General features: G+C 38.8%; 21 protein-coding genes. 13 read left to right on the top strand and 8 right to left on the bottom strand.

From position 1 onward, the window contains the following. Positions 1-78: 78 nt before the first annotated feature. Together RMA95_RS05735 and RMA95_RS05730 are read left to right on the top strand one after the other, a co-directional pair. Complete coding sequence (locus tag RMA95_RS05735) at positions 79-657, top strand: cob(I)yrinic acid a,c-diamide adenosyltransferase (protein WP_068564952.1); 579 nt, start codon at positions 79-81, stop codon at positions 655-657. Between the two features lie 73 nt (positions 658-730). Further along, on the top strand, positions 731-1,444 hold the full coding sequence (locus RMA95_RS05730; RefSeq protein ID WP_311069856.1) for a glycerophosphodiester phosphodiesterase: 714 nt from the start codon (positions 731-733) through the stop codon (positions 1,442-1,444). Between the two features lie 28 nt (positions 1,445-1,472). Here the strand turns inward: RMA95_RS05730 and RMA95_RS05725 are convergent, their stop codons facing one another. Beyond that, positions 1,473-2,003, bottom strand: a complete 531-nt coding sequence (locus RMA95_RS05725) for an META domain-containing protein (RefSeq protein ID WP_311069855.1) — start codon at positions 2,001-2,003, stop codon at positions 1,473-1,475. A gap of 208 nt (positions 2,004-2,211) precedes the next feature. Here RMA95_RS05725 and RMA95_RS05720 point away from each other — a divergent pair, with 208 nt between their 5' ends. The 3 genes from RMA95_RS05720 (at position 2,212) to RMA95_RS05710 (ending at position 5,591) form a co-directional block, all read left to right on the top strand. Beyond that, complete coding sequence (locus RMA95_RS05720; RefSeq protein ID WP_263614561.1) at positions 2,212-3,384, top strand: acyl-CoA desaturase; 1,173 nt, start codon at positions 2,212-2,214, stop codon at positions 3,382-3,384. Positions 3,385-3,497: 113 nt separating this feature from the next. Continuing rightward, positions 3,498-4,940: a protein adenylyltransferase SelO family protein gene (locus RMA95_RS05715; protein WP_311069854.1), complete on the top strand. Its 1,443-nt coding sequence runs from the start codon at positions 3,498-3,500 to the stop codon at positions 4,938-4,940. A 69-nt stretch (positions 4,941-5,009) separates the two neighbouring features. Beyond that, positions 5,010-5,591 (top strand): L,D-transpeptidase family protein, encoded by a 582-nt coding sequence (locus RMA95_RS05710; protein ID WP_311069853.1) that lies wholly within the window; start codon positions 5,010-5,012, stop codon positions 5,589-5,591. A gap of 69 nt (positions 5,592-5,660) precedes the next feature. On the opposite strand, the gene RMA95_RS05705 is transcribed toward RMA95_RS05710, so the two are convergent. After that, on the bottom strand, positions 5,661-6,347 hold the full coding sequence (locus tag RMA95_RS05705) for a response regulator (protein WP_263614564.1): 687 nt from the start codon (positions 6,345-6,347) through the stop codon (positions 5,661-5,663). A 19-nt stretch (positions 6,348-6,366) separates the two neighbouring features. Further along, entirely contained in the window at positions 6,367-8,028 is a 1,662-nt protein-coding gene (gene baeS / locus RMA95_RS05700) for a sensor histidine kinase efflux regulator BaeS (RefSeq protein WP_311069852.1), read from the bottom strand. 131 nt (positions 8,029-8,159) lie between these two features. On the opposite strand from baeS, the gene RMA95_RS05695 reads away from it, so the two are divergent. From RMA95_RS05695 to RMA95_RS05680, 4 genes are all read left to right on the top strand, one after another. Then, positions 8,160-8,537, top strand: a complete 378-nt coding sequence (locus tag RMA95_RS05695; protein WP_263614566.1) for a hypothetical protein — start codon at positions 8,160-8,162, stop codon at positions 8,535-8,537. A gap of 291 nt (positions 8,538-8,828) precedes the next feature. Then, positions 8,829-10,631: an acyl-CoA dehydrogenase C-terminal domain-containing protein gene (locus RMA95_RS05690; RefSeq protein WP_019457492.1), complete on the top strand. Its 1,803-nt coding sequence runs from the start codon at positions 8,829-8,831 to the stop codon at positions 10,629-10,631. Between the two features lie 167 nt (positions 10,632-10,798). Then, a complete protein-coding gene (locus RMA95_RS05685; protein WP_263614567.1) occupies positions 10,799-12,580 on the top strand; it encodes an acyl-CoA dehydrogenase C-terminal domain-containing protein in 1,782 nt (593 codons plus the stop codon). A 120-nt stretch (positions 12,581-12,700) separates the two neighbouring features. Further along, positions 12,701-13,183, top strand: coding sequence for a phosphate-starvation-inducible PsiE family protein (locus RMA95_RS05680; RefSeq protein WP_311069851.1), 483 nt, complete (start codon positions 12,701-12,703; stop codon positions 13,181-13,183). Between the two features lie 45 nt (positions 13,184-13,228). Here the strand turns inward: RMA95_RS05680 and RMA95_RS05675 are convergent, their stop codons facing one another. Next, a complete protein-coding gene (locus RMA95_RS05675) occupies positions 13,229-13,603 on the bottom strand; it encodes an RcnB family protein (protein WP_311069850.1) in 375 nt (124 codons plus the stop codon). A gap of 163 nt (positions 13,604-13,766) precedes the next feature. Between RMA95_RS05675 and RMA95_RS05670 the strand changes: the two genes are divergently transcribed. After that, positions 13,767-14,213, top strand: coding sequence for a hypothetical protein (locus RMA95_RS05670; protein ID WP_004705683.1), 447 nt, complete (start codon positions 13,767-13,769; stop codon positions 14,211-14,213). A 253-nt stretch (positions 14,214-14,466) separates the two neighbouring features. Here RMA95_RS05670 and RMA95_RS05665 read toward each other — a convergent pair whose 3' ends face one another. Beyond that, a complete protein-coding gene (locus RMA95_RS05665; protein WP_311069849.1) occupies positions 14,467-15,930 on the bottom strand; it encodes a phospholipase D family protein in 1,464 nt (487 codons plus the stop codon). A 74-nt stretch (positions 15,931-16,004) separates the two neighbouring features. Next, positions 16,005-18,014 (bottom strand): zinc piracy TonB-dependent receptor ZnuD, encoded by a 2,010-nt coding sequence (gene znuD / locus RMA95_RS05660; protein WP_311069848.1) that lies wholly within the window; start codon positions 18,012-18,014, stop codon positions 16,005-16,007. 124 nt (positions 18,015-18,138) lie between these two features. Between znuD and RMA95_RS05655 the strand changes: the two genes are divergently transcribed. Together RMA95_RS05655 and aspS are read left to right on the top strand one after the other, a co-directional pair. Then, the gene (locus tag RMA95_RS05655) at positions 18,139-18,903 is read left to right on the top strand and encodes a DUF4184 family protein (protein WP_311069847.1); all 765 of its coding nucleotides are present in this window, start codon (positions 18,139-18,141) and stop codon (positions 18,901-18,903) included. A 169-nt stretch (positions 18,904-19,072) separates the two neighbouring features. Continuing rightward, positions 19,073-20,857 carry an aspartate--tRNA ligase gene (gene aspS, locus RMA95_RS05650; protein WP_263614574.1) on the top strand — a complete coding sequence of 595 codons (1,785 nt, stop codon included), beginning with the start codon at positions 19,073-19,075 and terminating at the stop codon, positions 20,855-20,857. A gap of 58 nt (positions 20,858-20,915) precedes the next feature. Here aspS and RMA95_RS05645 read toward each other — a convergent pair whose 3' ends face one another. Then, positions 20,916-21,944 carry a stealth conserved region 3 domain-containing protein gene (locus RMA95_RS05645; protein ID WP_311069846.1) on the bottom strand — a complete coding sequence of 343 codons (1,029 nt, stop codon included), beginning with the start codon at positions 21,942-21,944 and terminating at the stop codon, positions 20,916-20,918. Between the two features lie 202 nt (positions 21,945-22,146). On the opposite strand from RMA95_RS05645, the gene RMA95_RS05640 reads away from it, so the two are divergent. Further along, the gene (locus RMA95_RS05640; RefSeq protein ID WP_311069845.1) at positions 22,147-22,365 is read left to right on the top strand and encodes a hypothetical protein; all 219 of its coding nucleotides are present in this window, start codon (positions 22,147-22,149) and stop codon (positions 22,363-22,365) included. Positions 22,366-22,401: 36 nt separating this feature from the next. On the opposite strand, the gene RMA95_RS05635 is transcribed toward RMA95_RS05640, so the two are convergent. Next, the gene (locus RMA95_RS05635; protein WP_311069844.1) at positions 22,402-23,331 is read right to left on the bottom strand and encodes a lipooligosaccharide outer core biosynthesis glycosyltransferase GtrOC6; all 930 of its coding nucleotides are present in this window, start codon (positions 23,329-23,331) and stop codon (positions 22,402-22,404) included. Positions 23,332-23,360 lie beyond the last annotated feature (29 nt).

The raw sequence follows: 23,360 nt of genomic DNA, 5'->3' as shown, positions 1-23,360 counted from the left end.
AAAATATTTTATTAACTCCAGTTTCGGGGTAATGTTTTGACCGACATTATCCCCTTTTTTATGTTCAGGATATCCATCATGGGACACCGTTTAAGCAAAATCTATACACGCACAGGCGACTCAGGCACAACAGGTTTAGGCGATGGCTCTCGTGTTGCCAAAGATGATTTACGAATTGCGGCACTTGGTGATGTTGATGAACTGAACGCAATTATTGGTGTACTCCGTGCACAAATCACAGCCAGCCAAGTGACTAATAAAGCAGATTGGGACAAAAGCCTGAGCTTGATTCAACATTGGCTTTTCGACTTAGGTGGCGAAGTCTGTATTCCAAATTACAATTTACTTCAGCCCGTTTGTATTGAGTTTCTGGAAAAAGAAATTGACCGTATGAATGAAGATTTGCCTATGCTGAAAGAGTTTATTCTGCCATCTGGCTCTTTATCTTGCAGTTATGCTCATCAAGCGCGTGCTGTTTGCCGTCGTGCAGAACGGTCACTCATGTCAGTACAAACGCGTGATCAAAATATTCAAGCCACGGCGCTCCAACTTTTAAACCGTCTATCAGACTGGTTATTTGTCGCATCTCGTGCTCTACAGCGTGCCGAAGGTGGACAAGAAGTCCTTTGGCAAAAAAATATTAATGAGATTATTTAAAAATAGACTAACTTAAGTATGGTCTCTACTTTTGAAGAGACCATAACCAACAATAACTGAATAGAAGAAAATTATGCGCATTATTGGTCATCGTGGTGCACGCCGAGAAGCTCCTGAAAATACATTAGGTGGTTTTCAGCACATAAAAAACTTAGGTATTCGTGGTGTCGAATTTGATATTCGTCAGCTTCAGGACCAAGAATTGGTCGTTATTCATGACGATAATTTTTTACGTACAGCTGGAGTCGACCAAATTGTTGAGCAGTCCACTTTGGCTCAAGCTTTAACATTTGATCATCGCCAAAACTGGCCCAACTGGCCAAATTCAGAGCCAACACCCACTCTTACAGATGTTTTAAACCTGCTTGATAACTTCGATCATATTGAAGTTGAGGTTAAAGCTGTCAGAGATATGGCTTTTGCAGAAAAGTTAGTTCAAAAGCTTGAGTCTGAATTACAGGGTTATGAAAAAGTCGTAACTATCACAAGTTTCGATCTTCAAATTTTAACTGCCTTACGTGATATCAACTCACAATTTAAGCGCGGTTTGTTAGTTGAAATTCCAGTTGGAGCCACAGCAATTGAACTCGCTCATCAATTTGGTTGCTGTCATATTGGTTGGTATGACCAACTTGCTACAGATGAAATGATTCAACTATCTCATCAAGCAGGTTTAAACATTAGTGTCTGGACAGTTAATGATGTAGAAAGAGCAAAAAAGCTCCGTGATTTAGATATTCAGGGGTTAATTACAGATATTCCCACAACAATGCTCGAAGCACTTTAAATATAAAAAAGGTGGTATTAACCACCTTTTATTTTTTCTCTGCCTGAATCAGGCGTTGTCCGCTCTGATCAAGTAAATACAAGGTATTACCTACCAACTGGAAGCGTTGAATACGTTGTAAAGAGTCAACTAGTTCTGCTTCTTGAGCCAAAGCGCCATCACAACTTGAATGACCCGCATTCACTTCCATATCAAGTTTCTTTTGGTTGAAATCGAAAGTATAGCGTCCAAAAACACGATTACATCCCGTATGACCAGACACCGTTTTGACTGCTGAGTTCAATGAAAGAGTCGGCCATTGGTTAAAGAATTTTGCCTTATGACCGTTGATTTGAGTAATTTGCCAGTCAATATCTTGAATACCTTCTGGGCTCACTTTCTTTTTGACTACTGGTGTTTGTACATGGTGAGTTGGTTTTACATGGCCTTTTTGAATATTTTGTTGCGGCGCGCTTTGACATGCTGCCAATACAAGGCTGATTGCGATGAAAAGACATTTCAATGGCAATTTTCCTGCAATATCAATGCTATTCTTTTTTCTCAATCGCTGTATTTTCATTACACAACTTCTCCTATCTGAAATGTTGCCAAGCATGGTTTAATTCTGTTACGGTTCTTTCAATACATCTGTACAATAATGTTAGTGATTCTCACTATGCACGTGCTAATATGATGTGCAAAATAGCAATAAATCTTGATGATTGGTTTTGCTATGTCGTTTTGTCTTTTTACCTTGTATGACAAGGTTTCTAGGAGCGCTGCCGGATATGACTTCCGCCCCACTCAAGGCCCCAATTAACTGGACCGCTAGCATTACCTTAATTGGTTTACCAATTCTTGCTGCAATCATAATCCCGATTTATGCGTATTATTATGATTTTAGTGTAAGCGCATGGGTAAGCTTATTTTTTCTTTTAGCTTTAAGTAGCATGGGGATTACTGCTGGTTACCACCGTCTTTGGGCACACCGTGCTTATGAAGCGTCATTACCACTTAAAATTCTTTTAATGATTGGCGGCACATTTGCTGTACAAAACAGTATTCTGTTTTGGGCATCTGGTCACCGTACTCACCACCGCCATGTTGACCATGTGGATGAAGATCCGTATTCAATTGAACGTGGTTTCTGGTATGCCCATATGGGTTGGATGATCCGCGATCATTCTCCATCTAAACCTGACTTTAAAAATGCACCTGATTTGCTCAACGACAAACTCGTGATGTTCCAGCATAAATACTATGCTTTGCTGGTTGTAGCAGTTCATGTCGGTATTTTAGGTTTAGTTGGTTGGGCAACTGGCGATTTATGGGGAGTTGTTCTTCTCGGTGGCTTATTACGTTTAATTATTAGCCATCAAGTAACATTCTTCATTAACTCACTTTGCCATATGTTTGGTAAACGTCCTTATACCGATGAAAACTCAGCACGCGATAACTTCTGGTTAGCGATTGCGACATGGGGCGAGGGTTACCATAACTATCACCATATTTTCCAATACGATTATCGTAATGGTGTGAAATGGTGGCAGTATGACCCGACTAAATGGTTAATCTGGACATGTTCTAAAGTTGGTTTAGCAAAGAACTTACGTCGTATTCCAAGCTTTAATATTAAAAAAGCAGAATTGGCAATGAAGTTTAAATATGCTGAACAAGACCTTGCTATTTATGGACATGATGTAAATGCCGATATGAGTCAAATGAAGCAACGTATTGCTCAAGAATATGAAGCATTTACCCATACTTTAAATGACTGGGCGAAACTCAAAGAACAAGAGTTACAAGCGAAGAAAGCAGCTATGGCTGAAAAGATTCATAAAATGGATCATAAGTTAAAAGTTGATTTCCAATTGCTTGAACATCGTTTGAGTCATCACCGTGAGTGTTTAGAAACTTTAATGCGCAACATTAAAAAGAACACAAACGTCGTACCAGACTAATACGACTCTAGTTTGAAATAGCGTCTGTAAAGCCATGCTTTGCAGGCGCTATTTTTTTGGCTCGTTTTTAACTATGGTATAGTGAAGTTCGCCTCAAATATTTAGTCCAGCCTATGCAATTCAATCCGCTTTATTCATCACTCAATCCAAAGCTTTTTCATATACAACAGCCTTCTCCTCTGCGTGGTGCGAAAGCTGGTCACTTCAATTTAGCTTTAGCCGAAGAGTTACAATGGACAGATGAAGAAAAACAAGCTTGGGTAGAAATTTGCAGTGGTCAGCGGACTTTCTCAGAGTTTCCCCCTTTAGCAATGGTTTATGCAGGCCATCAGTTTGGACAATGGGCAGGTCAGCTAGGCGACGGACGTGGTTTACTTATTGGCCAAATTCTGAATAAAAAAGGCCAAACCATCGATTTGCATTTGAAGGGTGCAGGCCCTACTCCCTATTCGCGTATGGGAGATGGTCGAGCAGTTCTACGTTCAGTTGTTCGTGAATATTTAGCAGGTCATGCCTTAAATGCGCTAGGAGTCGCTTCAAGTCATGCAGTAGGTTTTACAAGCTCTGCTCAAGGTGTACAGCGTGAAAAACTAGAGCCTGGCGCAATGCTGCTCAGAACATCTGAATGTCATATCCGTTTAGGTCATTTTGAATGGATCAATCAATATGCGCCTGAGTTATTGGCAGAGTTCACTCAAAAATGTATTGAATGGCACTATCCAGAATGCAAAAAAGAAGAACAACCCATTTTAGCTTTTGCTAAAGCTGTGATTAGAAATACAGCCATCATGATTGCCAAATGGCAGCTGGTCGGTTTTGCTCACGGCGTGATGAATACCGATAACTTAAATATTACAGGTTCTACACTCGATTTTGGTCCATATGGTTTTATGGAACGCTTTCGCCCCAATTGGATTAACAACCATTCTGACTACCAAGGGCGTTACACCTACCAAAACCAGCCAAGTATTGCACACTGGAATTTATGGACTTGGTTAAATAATCTTATTCCACTTGCTGAACCTGAGCAAAAAGAGCAATTCAAAGAAGAATTAGCTGCTTGCTTAGAAGAGTTTGAACCCACCTTTATTGAGTACTACACCACTGGATTGTGCAAAAAAATGGGACTTCCTCATTTCCATAAAGATAGCCTTGATTGTAGTTTTGCTTTTTTAAGAATCTTACAAACCGAGCAGCTAGATTACACTCAAAGTTTTATTCGACTACAAAATAAAGAGTATAAGGCTCTACGTGATGATTGCCTCGATATTCGACAGTTTGATGAGTTTCTTACCCAATATGAAAGCATTCGTGAGCATCAAGATACAGATGAACTTGATGCAAACATGCAAGAAGCAAATCCAATTTATATTTTACGTAATCACATGGCACAACGAGCGATTGAAGCAGCGGAGCGAGATGATTTTAGTGAAGTAGACCGTTTGTTTAAGCTACTCAATCATCCTTATACACGACAGCCAGACTTGGAAAAACCAGAAGATTTAGGTCCATTACCAAGTGATGTACCTGATGTAGCAGTGAGTTGTTCGTCTTAAAATTAAAAAACTAAAACTCTCTTAAGTGGCTTAGCTTAAGAGAGTTTGTTAATCATCAAAGAATAATATATGAAAATTAGACCTATCATTATTTGTACACTTCTATTCATTCCACTCGGAATTGCTTTTTATAAGTATGAAAAATATTTACCTACTTTTACAGGCTCTCATGAAGCACTTACAAGTAATGAGATATCCCATCTTATAAAGACAAAACCTGTAACCTCAATTGAAGTGTTTAAAAATCAACGCATACTTCTACTCAAAAGTAATCAGGAAGTAATTCGTCGTTATCCTATTCGTTTAGGCTTCAACCCTGAAGGGCATAAAAATTTTGAAAATGATGGTAAAACACCTGAAGGTGTTTATTCTATAGACTGGCGCAATCCCAAAAGTGCTTTCTATAAATCATTGCATATTTCCTATCCCGATGCGAAAGATATTGCTTATGCCAAACAGCATAACCAGCCAACAGGCGGAAATATCATGATCCATGGATCCGTTCCAAAATCCTTACTCTCGATGCCTTTTAGTTCAACCTATATGCCCCACAAAGATTGGACTTTAGGTTGTATCGCAATTAGAAATGTAGATATAGATGAAATTTGGCAGTTAGTTCCCAATCACACCAAGATTATAATTTATCCATAATCTCTGAAAACTATCCACATTTTCTGTGGATAACATTGTGGTTATCCACAGAATAACTTTTCCAAGCAATTATTCTTCTGGATATTCGAAGCGATACCCTACACCGTAAACTGCTTGAATCCACTCATGACGGTTACCAGTTTCCGCTACTTCCGTGATTTTTCGACGCAAGTTTTTAATATGGCTATCAATAACTCGGTCAGCAACATCAAAGCTATCCGGATTAATATGGTCTAATAATTGTGCACGTGAATAAACTTGCCCCACATGTTCTAAAAATAGCTCAAGTAGGCGAAATTCTGTCGGCGTTAAACTTAAAGATTTTTGTTGATACCAAATTCTTTGTTGAGCTTTATCGATGCGGAACGAATCATTTTGTTCTGGCTCGGCCTTACGTTCCAAACGACGTAAAACTGCTTGTACACGGGCAACTAACTCTTTTGGACTAAAAGGTTTGCACACATAATCGTCTGCTCCCATATTTAGACCTAAAACACGGTCAATTTCTTCAGTACGCGCAGTCACCATAATAATCGGTAAATCTGACTGTTCACGTACCTTACGGCAAATCGTTAAACCATCCATTCTTGGAACCATTAAGTCCAGAATCATTAAATTAGGTTTGCGTTGTTGAAAGCTCGTATAAGCATCTTGACCATCATGAAACATGCTAACTTCGAAACCAGCAGCCTCAAGATAATCACGCACTAGCTGCGCTAACTCGACTTCATCCTCAACCAACATTACATGTTTCATGGGCCATTTTTCCTTTTATTTAACTCTGCTTTTCAAAGGTCAGTACACAACGTAGACCACCTAATGGTGAGTGCTCAAAACTGAGTGTACCACCAAGCGCTTGCGCAATTTTACAAGATAAAGCTAAGCCTAGTCCTGTTCCACCTGTACTACGCGTGCGCGAATCATCGACACGATAAAAACGTTCACCTAAACGAGACAATTGTTCATCATTTAAACCAAATGGGCTGTCATCGACATATAAAGTCCAATCTTGGGCGGTTTGACGTGTATGAATATGAATTTTTCCACCTGTTTCGGTATAACGAATACTATTACTAATCAAATTGACGATAATTTGTTTAAAACGGTCACGGTCTAATAATAATGGAACGCCCTCACCTTCAACCTCAATTTCTAAACCTGCCTGTTCGAGTTTAGGTCTAAAATTTTCGACCTCTTGTAATACAACGTCCCATGGATTGACCGAACTAACATAACATTTAAGTTGCTGAGCATCGGCCTGAGCCAAGTCTGCAAGATCTTGAGTGAGTTTCTTTAAACTCGAAACTTGTCGCATCATGGCATCAAGGTGTTCAGGGGTCGCCTTTCGAATACCATCTTGCATTGCTTCAATTTGTGCTTGCAATACAGCTAATGGTGTTTTCAATTCATGAGATGTATCTGCAACCCATTGACGGCGTGATTCTTCATGCTGATGTAGAATCTCGGCCAAATGGTTCAATTGAGTTGATAAATCACCAAGTTCATCATTTCGTTTAATAACCACTTGATGTTGGTAATTACCCTTAGTTAACTCCTTTGTTGCATTTAATAACCGTTGAATTGGCTTTTTAAAATAAGTTGCCATTAAAAGTGCTGCAACTAAACTCGATAGTAAAGTTAAGGCATAAATTAAAAGTAAATAACGTTTTTGATTACTAAAGAAATTAATACTTAAAGCATCTTCTTTATCTAGAACTGGTTTTAGACCTAAATAACCGACCACCTGATTGTTAACGATAATGGGACGATAAGACATCTGATCTGAAGACGGTGGTTCGCCGACTACAAATTGGTGTTTGGCATCATATAAAGATAAACGAGAACTTAAGCCCAAACGGTCTGGCAAAGCAATAAAGCGCTTCTTACCATTTTGAGTCTCAATATCTTTGAGACTTCCTCTTTTTGACTTGTTTTTACTGTCATCACGTGGACGGAACTGGTTGGCACTTAATGGGAATTTCAAACCTTCAAATGGTTGATATTCAGAAGGTAAATTCTTTTCCAGTGTGCGTAGCTCTTCATCACTAAAAATAGAGTTTTTATTTGCAGTCGCACCATCTGGAGAAACATTAATGAGAGTGTGCTCATCAAACGAATGCTGCTGAATGGCAATATCATATTGGCGTCTTAACCACCACTGCGAAAGACGATCATAATCATCTGGAGCTGCCGTTCCTTCAATTTGTAAGATTTGCGCCTGAATCGCATTTCCCCAATCATGATAAACGGTATAGACATTCCCAAGATTCGTCATGAGCCGATCTAGCTTTTGCATTTCAACATCGGCCACATATTTGGCAAAGTTCTTTTGCATCGTCCAGTGCAGAACACTCAAACTTGCGGTTGCAATTAACAGCGTAGTAAGCAAGACCGTTAAAAATAGCCGCAATGCAATGGGAACACGTAGTACGTTCAAAAGCACTCTCTCATTTTTACCTTATATTTGGCATTGTAACTAACAACGAAAAGAAAAACTCTCCATTGTTTCTTCATCTTTATTATCTAATCTTTAAGCCATCTGAAAACAAACATTAAAGAGCTTTAAACATGAAAATGACGGCAAAAATCGCATTATTCAGTGCAGCAATTGTAACTATGGGCAGTTTGGCTGCGTGTCAATCAAACCCGCAAACGCCTAATTCAGAACATCACATGATGCAAGATGGTCCACGAGATGGCCACCACCGTATGAAACACCGTGAATTTACCCCTGAGCAAAAAGCAGCGTGGGAACAGCATCGTGCAGAACGTCAAGCTCGTTTTGAACAGATTCAAAAAGCATGTGAAGGCAAAGCAAATGGTCAAGCTGTAAATGTTCAAGTTGGAGATAGAACACTTGAAGGTACATGTAATCTTCGTTTTGAGCCAAAGCGCCCTCAACCTCCAATAAATGCCCCGGCTCCAGTAGCACCTCAAGCAAAATAATTCTAAAAATATTCAAATAAAAGGCACTTATAGGTGCCTTTTTTGTGTACATAACTACTTACGATTTTGACTATTTGTCTCATCTAAACTTCACCAAAAGTGTTTACACTCAAAGCACTTACATAGTTCAAGTATTTTTTTCTTGACTTTGCAGTCACAAAGTAAAGGCCCTGAGGTGCTTGTACAGTTATGCAAGTTGTTGCACGATGTAATGGTTCAAGGTGCCTCTTATGGCACATTATCGTAGATTAGGATTATAACTCTGGTTTCACCAGTATTGAGGAACCCGATATGCCACAATACAAAGCGCCCTTACGTGATATGCAATTCGTTTTGCATGAATTATTAAATGCTGAAGAACACTATGCAAAATTACCTGATTTCCAAGGTAACGTAAGCCGTGAATTGGTTGATCAATATTTAGAAGCTGCGGCAGACTTCTGTGAAAATGAACTTTCTCCTTTAAACCAAGTTGGTGACCGCGAAGGTTGTACTTGGAATGATGGTGTTGTCACTACACCAACAGGCTTTAAAGAAGCTTATCAAAAATATATTGAACTTGGCTTCCCGTCTTTATCAGCAGAAGAACAATACGGCGGTCAAGGCTTACCTAACTCTTTAGGTATCGCAATTTCAGAAATGGTGGGTAGCTCTAACTGGGCATGGGGTATGTACCCTGGCTTGTCTCACGGAGCAGTACGTACATTAGAACATCATGGTTCTGATGAGCAAAAAAATACGTACTTACCAAACCTTGTTTCAGGTGTTTGGACAGGTACGATGTGCTTAACTGAATCTCATGCAGGTTCAGACTTAGGTATTATCCGTACTAAAGCAGAACCAAATGCAGATGGTAGCTATGCAATCTCTGGCGAGAAAATCTTTATCTCTGCTGGTGAACATGACATGGCTGAAAACATCATCCATATCGTTCTTGCTCGCCTTCCGGGTGCACCTAAAGGTACTAAAGGTATTTCGTTATTCATCGTTCCTAAATTCCATGTAAATGCAGATGGAACTGTGGGCGAGCGTAATGCGGTACGTTGTGGTTCTATCGAACACAAAATGGGTATCCATGGTAACGCGACTTGTGTCATCAACTTTGACCAAGCTAAAGGTTATTTAATTGGACCTGAAAACCGTGGTTTGAACTGTATGTTCACCTTCATGAACACAGCACGTATTGGTACTGCTGTTCAAGGTTTAGCAGCATCTGAGTCATCTTTCCAAGGTGCCTTAACTTACGCGAAAGAGCGTTTAGCAATGCGTTCACTTTCTGGCCCTAAAGCTCCAGAAAAAGAAGCAGATCCAATTATTGTTCACCCTGCTGTTCGTAACATGCTTTTAACTCAAAAAGCGTTTGCTGAAGGTGGTCGTGCACTTGTTTACTTACTTGCTCAATATGCAGATATCGTTGAAAAAGGCGAATCTGAAGAAGAGCGCAAGTTTGCTGACAACATCTTGTCTTTATTGACGCCTATTGCAAAAGCATTCTTAACTGAAACAGGTTCTGAGTCTGCTAAGCATGGTGTTCAAGTGTTCGGTGGTCATGGCTTTATTTCTGAGCATGGCATGGAGCAAATCGTACGTGATACACGTATTGCATGCTTGTATGAAGGTACAACTGAAATTCAAGCACTAGACTTGTTAGGCCGTAAAGTTTTACAAACTCAAGGTGCAATGCTTCGTGATTTCACTAAGATTGTTCATAAGTTTGTAGAAGCAAACAAAGACAATGCTGCCATGAAAGAATTTGTTGAGCCACTTGCTGCGCTAAACAAAGAATGGGGCGACCTCACTATGCAAATCGGTATGCGTGCAATGCAAAATCCGGATGAAGTGGGTGCAGCAGCTGTAGATTACCTCTACTTCGCGGGTTACGTGACTTTAGCTTATCTATGGGCTCGTATGGCACTTGTAGCACAAGAGAAATTGGCAGAAGGTACAACTGACGTTGATTTCTATAACGCGAAAGTTACAACTGCTCGCTTCTACTTCAAGAAAATCTTGCCACGCGTACGTTCTCATGTAGACGTGATTGCTGGTGGTCTAGACCCATTGATGTCATTAGATGCTGAACATTTCGCTTTCTAACCATAGTTAGTTGCGATATGCAATGTTAAAAACCAAAAAAGGACTGCTCAGTTTTGACGGTCCTTTTTTTATAAAATCAGTGATAAATTTAGACTTTAAATTCAATATCCATTTCGTTTTACAGGATATCTAGCACAGGTCGATGTGCATAAAAAAGGTGAACGATTATGCCAATTTACAATGCTCCTTTAGCTGATATGAAATTCATCTTAAATGATGTATTTAAAGCAGAACAATTTTGGCAGTCTAATGAGAAACTCGCTCATGTAGATGCTGCAACTGCTGAAGCAATTTTAGAAGAAATGGCTAAATTTGCTCAGAACGTGACTCATCCATTAAACCGTACTGGTGATGAAGAAGGCGCTCGTTACGAAAATGGCGAAGTCTTTACTCCTGCTGGCTTTAAAGATGCATTTCGTCAATATGCAGAAGGTGGTTGGATTGGCTTAGGCGCAGATGAAGAATGGGGCGGTCAAGGCATGCCAAAAATGCTTACCGTTCTTGCCGATGAAATGTTATTTGCGACAAACCCATCTTTCATGCTCTACCCGCTTCTTTCAGTAGGTGCAGGTATGGCTTTAAGCAGTTATGCTTCTCAAGAGCAAAAAGAAACTTATTTACCTAAGATTTATTCAGGTGAATGGTCAGGTACCATGTGCTTGACTGAACCACACGCAGGTACTGATTTAGGTATTATCAAAACTAAAGCAGAGCGTAATGAAGACGGTACATATAACATTACTGGTACTAAAATTTTCATTACTGGTGGTGATAACGATTTAGCAGAAAACATCATTCATTTGGTACTTGCTAAAACTCCTGATGCTCCTGCTGGTTCACGTGGAATCTCGCTATTTATCGTACCGAAATACCTAGTAAATGAAGATGGCTCGTTAGGCGACCGTAACCATGTTGGTCCAGGTTCTATTGAACATAAAATGGGTATCAAAGCATCTGCTACTTGTGTGATGAACTTTGACGGAGCAAAAGGTTACCTCGTTGGTAAAGAAAACGAAGGCCTTGCTGCAATGTTCGTTATGATGAACTACGAACGTTTATCAATGGGTATTCAAGGCTTAGGTGCTTCTGAGTTTGCGTATCAAAATGCTGCTCAATACGCGACAGACCGTTTACAAGGTCGTAGTGCTGCGGGCGTTCAATCACCAAGCAAACCTGCTGACAGTATTTTAGTTCATGGTGATGTACGTCGTATGTTACTTAACGTACGTGCAAACAATGAAGCATCACGTGCATTTGCAGTTTATGTAGGTCAGCAGCTCGATATCACTAAGTTCTCAACTGATGCAGAAGCTGTGAAAAAAGCTAATAATCGCGTTGCGCTTTTAACACCAATCGCAAAAGCTTACCTTACAGATACAGCATTCCAAGCAACTTTAGATGCTCAAATGGTATTTGGTGGTCATGGTTATATTCGTGAATGGGGTATGGAACAATGTATTCGTGATCTTCGTATTGCTCAAATCTACGAAGGAACCAACGGCGTTCAATCTCAAGATTTAATTGGTCGTAAAACTATTAAATGTGGCGGTGCATTCATTGCTGAATACATCACTGAGATTCGTGACTTTGCAAATGACTTAGACACAGATTTGAACTTCATTAAAGATGCAACTTTAGATGCTGCAACTGAAATCGAAGCGATTACTCAGTTTATTATTGAGCAAGCTGCTGAAAATGTAGACTTCCCAAATGCTGCTGCTGTTGATTACTTACATGCAGTAGGCTTACTCAGCTTCTCTTATATGTTTGCGAAAATTGCTGCCGCAGCTAAAGACAAATCTGGTGACTTCTACCAAAACAAACTTGCTTTAGCTCAATACTTTGTTGAACGTATTTTGCCAGATATTGATGCACGTATTGCTAAAATTAAAGCGGGTGCTGACTTAATTATGGGCTTTAGTGAAGACTACTTTACGAACCAAGCATAATTAAGTTTTTCATAAAAACGCCTGAGTAATCAGGCGTTTTTTTATTTTGTATTTACTATTTCTATTGGCATAAAATTTGTTTATTTTCTAGGCATACTCATATCAAAAAAAGATCTTACTATGCCTGATCCTAAAAAGTTTGAAAGAACGCTCGACCGGTTTGGACACTATGCCGTTGAAGCTTTTCATTATTTAGCTTTATTCATTATCGGCTGTATGGTGGCTTGGTCAGCTGCACATACCGTTTTTGAAATTTTAACTATCAAAAAGTATGCTTCAATTGATGATATTTTATTATTATTTATCTACTTAGAACTTGGAGCGATGGTCGGTATTTATTTTAAAACCAATCATATGCCGGTTCGATTTCTTATTTATGTGGCAATTACAGCCTTAACGCGTTTGCTGATTTCAGATATCCAACATGACCATAAAGCGGATATCGATCAAGTCATTATTACTGGTTCAATTTTAATTTTAGCGATTTCTATTTTAGTGGTTCGTTTTGCTTCATGGAATTATCCATCGGTCATGAAAGAAAAGCACTCAAAGACTCCAGCATCTTTAAAAACTCCTCAGCCACAAGATGATGAATTAGCATAAAAAAGGCCTCAAATATTGAGGCCTTTTCAATTCTATATTTTTCTTTTAACGAACACGATAAACTTGGTGGTGTAAATCAACTAATAAATATTGATTCGGTGTTTTCACCCAGTGATATCCACGTGGTGGCTCATATAAACGGTGTGCACGCCAGTCTGAAACGAAGTAGCGGTTATCACGATATTCTACAGGTATACGCTCCCCTCGCTTGATTACGACATATTCATGGCCACGGTTCGCATTTGACCAAACCGGTGGTCTATGGTCATCGCGTCGATCATAACGATGGTCATAGTGGTGTTCATAATGTCGATTATCTCTACCGTGATAATCATCCCAGCGATTATTTGAATCCGCCATCGCAGTAGCAGATATACCCAACATTAAAGTTGAAAGTACAAGAACGATTGGCTTTTTCATGGTGCATCCCTTTTGTCTTGATATAGAGCTAGATTAAAAGAGAGTCAAGGAGAAACCATGAATAAAACAGGCTTGATTGATATTGTTTGTAATGACTATAAAGAAAATATGAAGAATCTGTATCTGTGCTACCATTAGCATTTTCCAAGCTAGGTCAATTGCTGTGTCTGAAATCAGTTTTGAACGTCTTCATCAATTTTTCTGCAAAGTTCCAAGTGTACAAGAAGCCCGTATCATGGCGCATGGAGCAGATGGCGAACACGCTTGGTGGTTTAAGTTCAGTATTGATGTAGAACACCCACTTGCATGGCAAACCGTACAAGAACTCGGTCACGTTTTAAATTATCTCTCGACGAATGAGCGTCTACCAACACTATTTTTTCCGGTGTCACCACCACCTTATATGAATGGTGAAGCAAAAGACTTTCTATCATGGATCATTCAGTGTAATCACCCTGAGTTTAATCCAGATGTCGTTTGTGATTGGCTTGAGGCACGTTTACCCAATCCGGTAGATGATGAATCGCAGTGGAAGATTAAGACTGATTTGAGTGAAATAGAAAAGTTAGATGATAAGGCTTTGGATCAATTGATTCCGCCAGCACCTTAAAATATTCCAAGTTTTATTCTCTATTTTTAATTAGCACGACGGGGTCTTACCGCTTTAAGTTTTACTTGTAGTAGCTAATTCGTTACTTTGGTTTCGCCCAAAGTAACCAAAAGCATTTGTCATCCACAAAACCTGTTCACTGTTTTCGTTTATCTAATTTTATTGCAAAAACAATTTAATCGCAGATTTTGGGCAGGTTGTGGATGACTCTAGGCACAAGCCATTTTTTTTTGGAAAACTCCAAAGGTAGTGATTAAAAAGTCGATAACCCTGACCATTCCATAAAGCGATAAATCCAATACTTCACTCTAGACTCGTCGGCATATTTCGCATAATCGACGCTCATCTGTCTACCTTGTAGATTTGACCAAGAAGTATTGAAGTAATCCTGAGCATCTTTAAAGACTTGATCTTGAACTTTGCCTATAACCAACATATCCGTTTCAAGGTTGTAATTTTTTAAATTACGAGCAGTGAAATTGGCAGAACCTACAATCAACTCAGCTTGCTGGTAGTTATATTTCAAAATCATTTTGCTATGGTTCTGCTCACCGTGCGTATCACACCAACGGATTGGAATACCTACAGCATGTAGTTCTGAAGCAACCTGACGGTTTGGAATACCATTCTTTTGTCTTCCAAATGCATCTTTATTTGGATCAAGTAAAACACGAACAATCACACCTCGTGCTTGAGCATTTTTTAAAGCTTCAATAATCTTGCGTTCAGATAAATAGAACATACTCAAATCGAGGTGTTCTTTAGGTTTAGCCGAGTTAATTAGTTTCAGTACAGATTCATAGATCGCACCTTCAGTTAACACTTGAACTTGAGGCTTGGTTATATCTTTTTCAAAGTCACCTAAAATGAGTGATGGAGAGCTACTTCCAGACATTTGTGCAACAGCAGCTTCTGTTTGGAGAATATCAGTAGCTGTGGCTCCTGTTACAACTAACGCAACATTAGAGTGTCTCGAACTACCATCGTGTGGATTTGCTGAAGTGACCAATGATTTCCAGCCAGCATCGGTATCAACGACCAATGTCTTACGGTGATTCGCTTTAAAATTAAATAAGTTCAGATAACTGCGTAATGTAATTTTTTCATTACCAAATGGGTTCGGTAGCCAGCCCTTGTCTGGATTATTTCCGACATTCTGACAACAGATATACCAAAAACCTGACCAAAGTGGATTCGACGCTCGTAAAGGAGCCAGATTTGTTTCGATAACATCGACACCAGCTTGACGTAATTGACGATAATGTTCAGGCCTTAAACCACCATAAACTGAGTTGATCGGGTCAGTAATCAATACAATCTGAATTTGATGGTTTTGTCTTTTTTTATTGATTAATGCATCAGTCAGCTCTTGCATCAATGGTCTTTGCTTTATTTTTGAATCACCGACTTCTGAATTAAACAAGAACATATCGACCACTATCGTAGTCTTTGCCTCATCAATCATTTTTAAGATTTCATCAAAAATATGCTGATCAAGCTTCTGCTGACCATTGGCATCCAGATAGGTTTTATCTGCTAAAAATTTGACATCGGCATGTCTAAGCTTGCCACTAAAGTTAATGCCCTGTGGTAATGGTTTTACTGTGTGGTAAATTGCCGATGCAACATATGCAATAGCAACAACGCAAAGTAATACCGCCATATAACGACGCCCTGACCAATTTATTTTTTGATGAATTCGCTGAAAAATACGCATAAAAAAGACCTAACTTGATCATTTCAAATTAGGTCTTTTAGATTGATTTTTCAAGTTTAGTTTCGTGTTAGGCCTTAGAAACTAAAGTTTACACCTACAGTAAAATTACGTCCGACTTGTGGAACATTTGCGAGGAAAGATTCATGCTGATAAATTTTGCTATCTAACAAGTTATTGGCATTCAAGAACACTCGGTAGTCACTAATGTTGCTATATTTCCCGTTATAACCAACGCCTAAATTCAGCATGTTATAGCTCTGACCTTTGGTTTCATAATTAGCAATATCGTCTTGTTTAAACACATGATAATACTCGGCAGAACCATCCCAACCATCACCAAAATCTGCTTTGACTTTAGTACCTAAACGTCCACCAGGAATACGTGGTGCATTTTCATTATCAATTTTACCGCGAACATAATCGCCAAATAACCCTAAATTATATACAGGTGAAATTTGGTAGCTTAGGTCAGCATCGACGCCATAGAACTTCGCTGCATCTTGACTATATTGGATAAGACGGAAGCCTTGGAACTCATCCAAAGTATTGGCATAAATGAAATTATCAAAACGGTTATGGAACACGCTTACGTTATATTTCAAGAGGTCATTATTAAAGTGCAAACCTAACTCAACATTATTTGAGCGCTCTTTCTTAAGGTCATCATTACCCAACTCATAGGTATTGGTCGCCATATGAATACCGTCCGAATACAACTCTTGAGCAAATGGCAAACGCTCTTGGTGTGAAGTTGTGAGGGACAATTTGTATTGCGGAATAAATTCCCAGCTTGCTGTACCAGCAACTGAATATCCAGTACCCGTGTAATTCTTTTGATCTGACTCAATGTCGATAGTTTGATGGTCAACACGAGAAGAAACAGCAAGATTGACGTTATTGATTTGTTTTTGTTGCAAACCAAATACGCTATAACGTTGGGTCTTGCTTGGGTCCATAATGGACTCATCACCAACAATATTTAGTTTTTGTTGGGTATATTGCGCACCAATTTGTCCTGTCCAACCAGCCCAAGCATTATTTTCTAATGTAACTCGGCTATCAATCCCTTTGCTTTTAAAGGTTGTTCCGACATCAGTATTATGCATTTCTTCATGTTGATAATCGGTATAGCTTGCTTGCGCTGCAACTTTAGCAAAACCCGCAAATGGGTCTTTTAACTCACCTTTTAAGTCATAACGCTTTTCTTTGAGATTAATCCATGAAGCATCATGTTCGTGATCATGCTCATGCTCGGTTGAATCACCTGCTCCACACACCAGATGCAAGCCATCACGTTCACATGAACCAAAAAGCTCATTATCAGCAGGAATACCATATTGATCATGGCGTTGGCTAAATGATGCACCGATAAATCCACGGTCACCAATCCAAGACAGTCCAGCATTATAGTTTTTAGATTCAGCAAAAGTGCTGTCTTGGCGACGCTCATCTGTTTGTAAATCTTTAGGCAAGATATAGTCATTGGCATCGCGCTTTAAACCACCAACACGTAGCGCAACATGATCACCTAAACCGACTGTCGCTTGCCCTGAATAAAGTAGCTCATCACTACCTGAGTTGTAGCGAACACCGGCTTTTCCTTGATAGCCCTTATCTGGCATGCTGGTTGGAATTTTTTCATCAACAACATTCACCAGTCCGCCGACTGAACCTGCACCATATAGTAATGCTTCAGCACCATTTAATATCTGAATATCTTGGGCAGAGTTTGGATCAACCGTAACGGCATGGTCTGGCGATACGGATGAAACATCCATCACATCGCCACCATTTTGTACAATCTTGACACGTGTGCCATCTTGACCACGAATCACAGGACGACTCGCCCCTCCCGTATATTGAGCTGAATAAACCCCTGCCTGTCCATTTAAGGCATTACCAATACTGGTTGCCCCTTCTGCTAAAGACGTATTGTTAGGTGGTGCTGTAGGTTCTGCTTTAACCGTAATTGTTGCCAATTCGGCAGGTTTCTCTTCCTTAGTATTTGTCTCATCTGCTGCCATCACTTGCTGAATAGAAAATGATAATAATGAGAGAACAAAAAGCTGTGTTTTGAGCTGCATAGTCAATGACCCATATTTTTTTGTTATATTATAACATTCCAAACGTTTTGCAATAAAAAACATTAGTCGTAGGTATGTTTCGTTAGACTCATTGTTTTGATGATGTGAGAAGCTTCCTTTTCCAATGCCTTTTACAATCTCTCATGCTGTTATCGCCCCACCGATTGCTAAACTAAGTCGAAACACACTGCCTATTGCTGCACTCGCTATTGGCAGTATGACACCTGACCTTTACCGCTTATTTACAGTTCAGTCCAGTATGCTGACTCATCAATGGAAAGGTTTACTCTACCCAAACCTTGCATTAGGTTTATTGTTCTGTGCTATTTGGTATTTACTTTATCGGCCTGTGGTTTACCGTTTTTTTGGTATTCAGCATGATTTGAAATTAGGCTCTTTTAAACGTTTTATCCAGTTTTTTATTGGAATTATATTTGCGCTTATTATCGGGATAGCCACTCATCTCATTTGGGATGGTCTTACCCATTCTGACTTTAGAACATTCATCTTCCAAGATCTTTTATCCCAAACGGTTCATTTCTTTGGTCGCCCATATCCTTTGCACCGTCTACTTCAACTAGGTTCTTCTGCTCTAGCATTACCTTTTTTAGGTTGGATGAGTATTCATTACTATCAAAAACATAAACAGCACTGGAAAATAAGCCGTAAAATTAAAATTTTTGCTTGGTTCCTGTTTACTTTATCTACACTTTTAGGCTTATTTTCTCTTTGGGATTATGCCCGTTACATTCCACACGAAGTTTGGCACACAGACACCTATTATTTCACGGGTCGATCTATTAATGAGTTCATGCAAGGCTGGTTAAGCACTTTCAGTTTAGGATGCTTATTATTCCTGTTTTTAGATCGACAACAAAGAATGGGCTAATGGGTAAACTTGCTGCCAAATTGCTCATTTTTAGCAAAATTATAGCTGTTTTTTGATCTAGTTCTTGTCGCATGCCATTCAACAGGGCATAATCGAAAACTTACTTTTTTGACGGTGCGCGGTTTACGCATCCGTCTTTTCAGCCAATATAGTTTGGATAATCTTCATCATGATGCGAACTCATTACTGCGGCTCTTTAACTGAAGCCCAAATCGACCAAACCGTTACATTATGCGGTTGGGTACATCGTCGCCGTGACCATGGCGGTGTTATTTTCCTTGATATGCGTGACCGTGATGGTCTCGTTCAAGTGGTTATTGACCCAGATACTCCAGAAGCATTTGCAACTGCAGATAAAGCACGTTCTGAATATGTATTAAAAATTACAGGTCGTGTTCGTCGCCGTTATGAAGGTACTGAAAACCCAAATATGGTGAGTGGTCAAATCGAAGTATTAGGCAAAGAAATCGAAGTTCTTGCTGCTTCTGAAACTCCGCCATTCCCGTTAAATGATGACACGATTAACGTGTCAGAAGAACACCGTTTAAAATATCGTTTCTTAGACATCCGTCGTCCAGAAATGTTAGATCGGTTACGTTTCCGTTCTAAAGTAACTAACTTGATTCGTAACTATTTAGACGATCACGGTTTCTTAGACGTTGAAACTCCGATTTTAACTCGTGCAACTCCTGAAGGTGCACGTGACTATTTAGTACCAAGCCGTGTACAAAATGGTAGCTTCTACGCACTTCCACAATCACCGCAATTGTTTAAACAATTATTGATGGTGGGTGGTATCGATCGTTACTACCAAATCGCGAAATGTTTCCGTGATGAAGACTTACGTGCTGACCGTCAGCCAGAATTCACTCAAATCGACATTGAAACATCGTTCTTAAATGACGATGAAATCATGGATTTGATGGAAGGCATGACTGTTAAATTATTTAATGACTTGCTTGGCGTAAAATTTGAAAAATTCCGCCGTATGCCATATAGCGAAGCTATGCGTGACTATGCATCTGACAAACCAGATTTGCGTATTCCGTTAAAACTCGTTGACGTTGCAGACTTAATGCAAGAAGTTGAGTTCAAAGTATTTGCTGGCCCTGCAAAAGATCCTAAAGGCCGTATTGTTGCCTTACGTGTTCCAGGTGCAGCATCATTGCCACGTAGTGCAATTGATGAATACACTAAATTCGTTGGCATCTATGGTGCAAAAGGTTTGGCTTACATCAAAGTTAATGAACTCGCTAAAGGAATTGAAGGTCTTCAATCTCCAATCGTGAAATTCATTGAACCGATCGTACTTGAGCTGTTGGAACGTGTTGGCGCGCAAGATGGCGATATCGTATTCTTCGGTGCTGATAAAGCTAAAGTTGTAAATGATGCAATGGGTGCGCTTCGTGTCAAGATTGGTCATGACTTGAACCTTTCAACTTGTGAGTGGGCTCCACTTTGGGTTGTTGACTTCCCAATGTTTGAAGAAACTGACGATGGCAAATGGACTTCTGTTCACCATCCATTCACATTGCCTAAATCTAGCGTAGAAGACGTGAAGAGCAATCCAGGCGAAGCACTTTCTGTTGCTTACGACATGGTATTGAATGGTACTGAAGTTGGCGGTGGTTCACTTCGTATTTACACATTAGAAATGCAAAAAGCGATTTTTGAAGCGCTTGGTATTTCTGATGAAGAAGCAGAAGAGAAATTCAGCTTCTTACTTAACGCACTTCGTTATGGCGCTCCTCCTCACGGTGGTTTGGCATTTGGTCTTGACCGTTTAGTAATGCTTATGACTGGCGCGACTTCAATTCGTGACGTTATTGCATTCCCTAAAACGAAAACTGCTGAATGTCCACTTACTCAAGCACCTGCTCCTGTTGAAGCGAACCAGCTTCGTGACTTGGGCATCCGCTTACGTGAAAAGCCAAAAGCTGAAGAATCTAAATAATTTTTAGATTTTCAAATTAAAAAACCCTGCTTATGCAGGGTTTTTTAATGAGCGAATTTTAATGAGACATTTCTTTTTCAAAGCTTGAAACCGTATCAAATTTCTGTTCAAAAATCTGAATAATTTCTTTTTTTAATTTTTCAAAATCAACCACTTGCTCATCGTCATTTAAACAAATCTGTGGAAGCTGCTCATTTTTAATAACATGATCAATTTCAGGAAGATTTTGTATTCTTAAGTTAAAGTTTTGGCCGCGCTCAAATATATTTACAGGGTAAAAGCGGTCTGAACAAAGCTGCCATAACCTAAACAAATATTGGTTAACATCTAAAGGCTGCCTAAATCGATGACTTGATACCTCCTTCAAATAAGCTTCTTCATTTTTCCACACTTCTTCAAATACCGATTTCAAAAATGGTTGAGGCAAATGAGTACTATAGAAGCTTGAGTATTTTCGATTATTTAAACTTAAGAAATTACCCCAATTATTACTTATCGAATATCGAGGATTAAAAAGTGCATAAGGATTTTTTCGAAATAATTTTCTCTTATCAAAATATTTATTAATAATCGCAACATCAGTCAAAGCAACTGCGCCTAAAAAATTTTCCTCACCAACAACCATCAAAGGCTGTAGCCGAATACCATCACAAGGTAAGCCATTTTTAAAGAAAAACTCTGGTTCTAAAGATCTATTAATAAAAGTATCATCATTGAAATATACAAAATGCTCTGCAAGCCCTTTTATTTTATGAATATTAATTTCAATAGCATGAGAGTTAAATGTAGGTAAACAGTTTGATTCTATAATTTGATCATGAGTAACTAGATTCAATTTAGGATGATTTTCAACTAAAAACTCAGGGAAATGACCACAAGTTACAAGGTGAATTTTTCGTACCCAAGGGCAGAATTTCTCAACAGATCTGAACCAATATTGAAGATTATCCCAATCTCGATAGCGGCATTCATCAACGAGTTCCGTCACCTGTATATTTGTTTCTTTAGATTTATAATATATATAATCTTGCTGCCATTCAGTATCAGTTGAGTCGACCCAAATCATTACAAAATCAATAGGCTGCATTATTCTCCCCTGGCTAAATTCAACAAGATAATAAAAGTTTTAGCAAATAAGAGGGATATTACTATTTATTAATGTTAATAAAAGTTCACAATTCATTCATATTTTTATTTTTTCTAAACAATTTCGTTAATTCATAGTCTATTGAGGTGACAGTGGGCAAATGGCATAATAGCTGCTCTTTTCTCCCGCATGGTAATTGATTATGGCAATGCGTCCTGACGTTCGTCGACATGCTTTAGTCGTGATTGTATTCTCTTTAGCACAATGGTTTTTCATGCGCTATATCCTTGCTCATGAGTTATTCAATTTAACAACGAACCAACGTATTCTTTATTTTTGCGTAAGTAGCCTTGTAGGTGCATTACTTATTTTTGTTGCACTCATTTATATGGTACTTAAAGGAAATGCGGATAAAAATTAATATCCGCCCCTTCATAAGATTTAGATAATTCTCAACCTACTTGCCAATATAGTTGTCACATAACTGAAGCAGTTCCGGATGTCTATCATGCTGGTGGACAATCGGAATAATTTCTTGATTGTGATTAATAATAAAGCCTTGATCATTAACTGCAATTTGATCTATTGGATATAGTCCAAGCGTTACAATAATAGATTCAAATGGCTGACAACGAATTGTATTGGCCAATTCATTAGTAATTAATAATTTATTATGCATAGCCTGATCATAAATTCTTTCAGACATTTTTTGATATGGCTGTTTGCAAAATTCTTCAATCATCTTATTGATGTAGACTTTAATTGATTCCCGATCACCAATAGTTACGCCAGAACAAGAAACTTGCTCATCTTTTGCAATGTTATAAAAACTCTCTCCATATGCATCCAAGATCCATTTTTGGTTATATTGCTCAGTACCTATGGTGAAATCCGGATTCTCCATCCCAACAAATAGACCCTTACTAAGATTTTTAAAAGGATTACTTTGGAAAAATACATCTCGAACGTCGCTAAGCAATACATGTGAAGCATCAGCATGGCTTTCTACAATTTCCTTATATTCAAAGAAACGGCTCACATGCGGATAACCTGTGATTTTAAGCGCTTTTATCTTTGATGCAGAGTTTTCCTCATTTACTGTTAAGCTAATAATTCTCTTTAGAATATTTTTTAAAAATTTAAATTTATAAATACCAGAATATTTTGACTTGGATTTAAATTTCCCAATCGTTGAAATTTTAAAGTCAATTTTAAATTTCTTAATGTGAGAAAATGCCGTAACAAACTCTGCAAGTTGCTCTTGATATATAATTAAAACCAAGACCCCATCAAAATCTGACTTTTCCAAAGAACATACAAAGGAAGAGATAAGGCCAGCCTGATATCCCGTTGCTGACCCAATGATAATATTTTTTTGCTTAATCATAAAATTAGTAAGAAAACCTAAAAAAACGA

The organism is Acinetobacter sp. V110_1, assembly GCF_031798975.1.
In the GTDB taxonomy this organism is placed as follows: domain Bacteria; phylum Pseudomonadota; class Gammaproteobacteria; order Pseudomonadales; family Moraxellaceae; genus Acinetobacter; species Acinetobacter nosocomialis_A.
The sequence above is the reverse complement of the archived record's forward strand: the minus strand, read 5'-3'. Positions and strand labels throughout refer to the sequence as shown.